The 4,587-nt window shown below is 65.2% G+C and carries 5 protein-coding genes and 1 tRNA gene; 3 read left to right on the top strand and 3 right to left on the bottom strand.

What is annotated here, in order from left to right; all coding sequences use genetic code 11:
• Positions 1–438, top strand: a 438-nt coding sequence (locus tag G3N64_RS38325; protein WP_205788782.1) for an aminotransferase class III-fold pyridoxal phosphate-dependent enzyme, incomplete at its 5' end; no start/stop codon positions are given.
• Between the two features lie 229 nt (positions 439–667).
• On the opposite strand, the gene cysC is transcribed toward G3N64_RS38325, so the two are convergent.
• Positions 668–1,210 carry an adenylyl-sulfate kinase gene (gene cysC, locus G3N64_RS38320; protein WP_241021429.1) on the bottom strand — a complete coding sequence of 181 codons (543 nt, stop codon included), beginning with the start codon at positions 1,208–1,210 and terminating at the stop codon, positions 668–670.
• A 330-nt stretch (positions 1,211–1,540) separates the two neighbouring features.
• Between cysC and G3N64_RS38315 the strand changes: the two genes are divergently transcribed.
• On the top strand, positions 1,541–1,840 hold the full coding sequence (locus G3N64_RS38315) for a hypothetical protein (RefSeq protein ID WP_205788780.1): 300 nt from the start codon (positions 1,541–1,543) through the stop codon (positions 1,838–1,840).
• 21 nt (positions 1,841–1,861) lie between these two features.
• Here the strand turns inward: G3N64_RS38315 and G3N64_RS38310 are convergent.
• Positions 1,862–1,936 (bottom strand) — tRNA-Val (locus tag G3N64_RS38310).
• Positions 1,937–2,034: 98 nt separating this feature from the next.
• Positions 2,035–2,937 (bottom strand): LysR family transcriptional regulator, encoded by a 903-nt coding sequence (locus G3N64_RS38305; protein WP_205788779.1) that lies wholly within the window; start codon positions 2,935–2,937, stop codon positions 2,035–2,037.
• Positions 2,938–3,146: 209 nt separating this feature from the next.
• Here G3N64_RS38305 and G3N64_RS38300 point away from each other — a divergent pair.
• Positions 3,147–4,587, top strand: a 1,441-nt coding sequence (locus tag G3N64_RS38300) for an acyl-CoA dehydrogenase family protein (RefSeq protein ID WP_205788778.1), incomplete at its 3' end; no start/stop codon positions are given.

Here is a 4,587-nt window from a genome sequence, read left to right as displayed (position 1 = left end):
ATCATCGACAACGGCGAATTCAACCACGGCCTCACGTACTCGGGGCACCCGGTTGCCGCGGCCGTCGCGGTCGCGAACCTGAAGCTGCTGCGCGACGAAGGGATCGTCGAGCGCGTGAAGACCGACATCGGGCCGTACTTCCAGCGCCGGCTGCGCGATGCGCTGGGCGACCATCCGATCGTCGGCGAGATTGCGGGCGTGGGGCTGGTCGCGGGCGTTCAGCTCGCGCGCGACCGGAACCGGCGCGAGCGGTTCGGTGCGAACGTCGATATCGGCACGATCTGCCGCGATTTCTGCTTCAACGGCAACCTGATCATGCGCGCGACCGGCGACCGGATGCTGCTGTCGCCGCCGCTCGTGATTCGCGAGGCGGAGGTCGACGAGATCGTCGACAAGGCGAAGCGTGCGTTCGATGCGACGGCGGAGCGGGTGGGCTAGTCGCGCAACGAGCTACCCTGCGTTCGTGCGGGTGCAATCACGCGAAGAGGCATTGGGAATGTGTCCCGATCGGGATTGGACGCGTTCTACCGGCCCGGCCGGCGGTTTTCTTGCGACAGGGGGGGGTTCCCGGCACGGAGCATGCGCGTTAATCGTGCCGACCTTCGGGGGCACGATTAACGGAACGCAGTGCGGTGTCGTTCGGATGTGGGGTAACGAGGGGGCGGGATTATGCGTGCGCGAATCGCTGCCGCTCGAAATTCATGACCAGCGCTACCGACGACGCAATATCCATCGATCCCGTTTCGACGACGAGATCAGGCGCGGTCGGTACTTCGTATGGATCCGAGATGCCGGTGAATTGCGTCGTCTGCCCGGTGATCGCCTTTGCGTAAAGCTGCTTCGGATCCCGTGCGGAGCACGTGGCGACATCGGTTTTCAGGTAGACCTCGACAAACCGGTCCGCACCCACGATCTGTCGTGCCCGTTGCCGGTCGGCCTCGTAAGGCGAGATCAGGGCGACGATCACCATGAAGCCCTGGCTATTGAGCAACTTTGCGATCTCGGCGGTGCGGCGGCAGTTTTCGGTGCGATCTTCGCGCGCGAAGCCGAGATCGGGAGACACGCCTGCCCGCAATTCATCCCCGTCCAGGATGCAGGTCGGAATATTGCGTGCGCGCAACTGCGTCGCAATTTCCCGCGAGAGAGTTGACTTGCCGGCGCCGCTCAGACCGGTAAGCCACAGGGTGTAGTCGTTCTTCTCTTGTGCCATGGGTGTGCAATCTTTATCGCCAACTCTCGCCATCGCAAGTCATGATTTCGTGCACGAATGCGATGCCGATTCAGCTGGCTGTTATTTGGTGCAAGGATTCTATGCATCCGGATTTCTACAAATGTTACAGAATAATTACCGGAAATTACACTGGCAATTTACTTTCTTTCGTGTCGAAAGATCGCTGATGACCTGAATGAAATGTCTGAACTTTGTTCGTGCGCGCGACCGGGAGGCGGCGTTGATCCGGCGGGGCTCGATGCACGAGGAAATCGGAGAGTTTGCTGCCGATAGCGGATTTACCTGATTTGCATCGGCCAATACAAGCTCATGGTGTTTGGCGAATCGCCGCGCGTCAATGGGAAAACAATGTTTGAGGGCAGTGTTCCTGCACCCGCTGCCGATTTGCGGCATGGCGTTATTGTTGGAAAACCGCACAGCGCGCCTGCAGATTTGGCGGGCGGATATGATCTCCTGCAGGCGCAAATCAATGCGCCGGTCACGAAGCCGTGCGCTGATCGAAGGCGAGATGGCGGATTCGTGAAGGAGGCGATGGCTGCCGGTCAAGGTGAATCTGCGCGGGCGGGCCGAGAATTCGGCGCATCAAAACGAAAAGGCCCTGCGTCGTGAGACGCAGGGCCTTGAATTCTTTGGTGGGCGGTACTGGGATCGAACCAGTGACCCCTGCCGTGTGAAGGCAGTGCTCTACCGCTGAGCTAACCGCCCAAAGAAGCTGAAATTATGTCAGGGCTTTGAGGGTCTGTAAAGCACTTTCTGCAAATATTTTTCAGATCCCCGCACATACCTGCCAACCGGCCGTGCGCTCAGCCCGCGAGCGCGGGCAGCGCGTCGATCGACGCGCGCACGTAGTCGGCGAAGCGCAGCGCGACTGGTTCGGCGGTGCCGTTGCGCTTCAGCGCGAGCGTGCGCGATTCGAGCGGCGCATCCTTCAGCGGCCGGAATGCGAGCCGGTCGCTCTTCACCTGCTGGAGCACGCGCGGCACGAGCGCGACGCCCATCGCGAACTCGATCATCGACAGGATGGTTTGCCACAGCCGCGCCTCGTGACGGATCAGCGGGCTGAAGCCGGCGTTCACGCACTGCGCGATGATCAGGTCGTGATAGTGCGGCGCGGCCTCGCGCGGGAACAGGATGAACGGCTCCGCGGCCAGCGCGGCGAGCGCGACCTGTTTGCGCCGCGCGAGCGGATGGTCGGCCGGCAGGCAGCAGACGAACGGCTCCGCATAGACGGGCGTCGCCTCGACCTCGGGCGGGAAGTGCCCCCAGTGCGCGTAGCCGAGATCGATCTGGCCGCGCTGGATCGCCTGCACCTGCGCCTGCGAATTCATCTCGCTCAGCACGATCTCGACACCCGGATAGTCGGCCTCGAAGCGCCGCACCGCGTCGGGCAGCCCGCGATACAGCATCGAATGGACGAAGCCGATCCGCAGCCGGCCCGCGAGGCCCGACGCGGAGCGTACCGTCAGGCGCTCGGCCTCGGCCGCCTGCAGCAGCCGCCGGCGCGCTTCGCCGAGCAGTACCTCGCCCGCGTTGGTCAGCGCGACGGTCTTGTTGGTGCGCGAAAACAGCTGCACGCCGAGCGCTTCCTCGAACTTGCGGATATCGAAACTCAGCGCCGGCTGCGAGATGAACAGGCGTTTCGCCGCGCGCCCGAAATGCAGTTCCTCGGCGACCGCCACGAAATAGCGCAACTGCCTCAGTTCCATGATGTCGTCTCCCGGCGCCGGCATCGATAAGTGCCGTCTATCGTACCGAACAAATCCTGTATTGGACGCTTATCGATCGCAAGCCTACGCTCTTCCGAAAGATTGACGCGGGACCGGACGGTGTCGACATGCCGACGCGATCCGGCCGCGAAGCACGGGGGCGGGGCGGGCGCACGGCGTCCACGCTGCTCCGCAACGGAGACGCAAGCATGAACGACACCGATCGCACGCCGGCCGCCGGCGCATCCAACATCCCCGACAGCCGGGGCGTCAATTTCTTCACCGCCGATCCCGATCTCGGCGCGCTCCTGAAGCTGCACCTGGGCGACGCGCGTTACGCCGAACTCGAACCGCAGCTGCGCGCGCTCGGCGCGCGCGTGTCGGGCGAGCTCGACGAATGGGCGTCGCGCGCAGACAAGCATCCGCCCGTGCTCGAGTACCGCAACCGGCGCGGCGAAGCCGTGCAGCGGATCGACAAGGATCCCGCCTACGTCGCGCTCGAGCGCGTCGCGTATTCGGAACTCGGGCTCGCGTCGCTCAGCCACCAGCCGGACGCCGTGCCGCCGCTCGTCAAGTACGCACTGACGTTCCTGTTCGTGCAGGCCGAATTCGGCCTGTGCTGCCCGGTCAGCATGACCGATTCGCTGACGCACACGCTGCGCCGCCACGGCGATCCGGCGCTGGTCGCGCGCTACCTGCCGATGCTTGCATCACGCGATTTCGACACGCTGTACCAGGGCGCGATGTTCATGACCGAGCAGGCTGCCGGGTCCGACGTCGGCGGCATCGCCACGCGGGCGACGCGAGAGACGGACGCGCACGGCGAGACGGTCTGGCGCCTGCATGGCGACAAATGGTTCTGCTCGAACGCGGACGCCGATCTCGCGATGGTGCTCGCGCGCCCCGACGGCGCGCCGGACGGCATCAAGGGCCTCGCGCTGTTCCTGTTGCCGAAGACACTGCCGGACGGCACGCGCAACCGCTACCGGATCGTACGGCTAAAGGACAAGCTCGGCAGCCGCTCGATGGCGAGCGGCGAGATCACGCTCGAAGGCGCGCAGGCGTTTCTGATCGGCGAGATCGGCCGCGGCTTCCACCAGATGGCCGACATGATCAACCTGTCGCGGCTGTCGAACGGCGTGCGCGCGGCGGGGCTGATGCGGCGCGCGCTGAACGAGGCGCTGCACGTCGCCGCGCATCGCGAGGCGTTCGGCCGCAAGCTGATCGACATGCCGCTGATGCAGCGCCAACTCATCAAGATGCTGCTGCCCGCCGAGGCCGCCCGCGCGATGTTCATGCAGATCGCGCTGCTGCTGCCGCAGGCCGAAGCCGGCGACGAGCAGGCCGCGCGCTGCGTGCGGATCCTGACGCCGCTGATCAAGTTCCGCGCGTGCCGCGATGCGCGGCGCGTGACGGGCGATGCGATGGAGGTGCGCGGCGGCACCGGCTACATCGAGGAATGGAGCGACGCGCGTGTCGTGCGCGACGCGCATCTCGGGTCGATCTGGGAAGGGACCAGCAACATCGTCGCGCTCGACGTCGCGCGTGCCGCGCAGCGCGAGCAGGCGCTCGATGCGCTGCGCACGTTCCTCGGCGACCGGCTCGGCGCGGCGCCGCTACCCGATGCGAGCCGCGCGGCGCTGCGACGCA

It is taken from the genome of Burkholderia sp. Ac-20344 (assembly GCF_017104975.1).
In the GTDB taxonomy this organism is placed as follows: domain Bacteria; phylum Pseudomonadota; class Gammaproteobacteria; order Burkholderiales; family Burkholderiaceae; genus Burkholderia.
This window is presented reverse-complemented; position numbering and strand designations above follow the sequence as displayed.